Genomic DNA, 671 nt, shown 5'->3' with positions numbered 1-671 from the left:
TCGGTCGTTAACTGCTCGTGCTTGGGCGCAACTTTAATTGTTGGGTTTGGTATAAGTTTCGCATCGCGCGCTTGGGTTAACGCCTTCTCACCTTTACCAGCAAGATGCAGACCCGTTATAGCTAATGCGGGAGCGGCAACTATACCTCCTAGTACCAAAGTACCGCCTGCCATACCGAATCCACCTGCTGCTAAAGATCCGCCACCAAGCCATGCAAGCGTAGCGCTTTTGGCAGCTGCTCCTGATAATGCTGAAATTGCTGTGCCTGTTGAAGCCGAAGCAAGTAAGCCAACAGACCCGTAAGCGCCTATGCCCGTAAGGACACCTGCTGCCGCACCTGTTAAAAGACCGTTCTCTAACTCAAGTGAAGCGGTTACCTTTTGCTGTATGTCAATATAGTCTTGCTCTGTAATCGACTGACTAAAATTCTCAAGTTTAGAGCCCGCATCTTTTATCTTTTTAATAGTGTCTATAATATGCTTAATTTGATTGTTAAAAATATCAACTTTTAGCTGTCCTAAATTTCTAAGCTCATCGTTAGTATCTATCCGAAGGTTACTTAGTGCTTTACGCTTTTTATCTAGCTGAACCGCCCCGGAATTGTCGGAGACTCAATTTTCTGAGAGAATACGACAATGAAAACACGAAACTATACCCCTGAAATGAAAGAG

General features: G+C 44.6%; 1 protein-coding gene. It reads left to right on the top strand.

Annotation, left to right across the window (positions count from 1 at the left end; genetic code table 11):
* Window positions 1-303, top strand: a 303-nt coding sequence (locus EI164_RS16615; RefSeq protein WP_263972683.1) for a hypothetical protein, incomplete at its 5' end; no start/stop codon positions are given.
* Window positions 304-671: the final 368 nt, after the last annotated feature.

The organism is Psychrobacter sp. FME13, assembly GCF_014861395.1.
In the GTDB taxonomy this organism is placed as follows: domain Bacteria; phylum Pseudomonadota; class Gammaproteobacteria; order Pseudomonadales; family Moraxellaceae; genus Psychrobacter.
The sequence above is the reverse complement of the archived record's forward strand: the minus strand, read 5'-3'. Positions and strand labels throughout refer to the sequence as shown.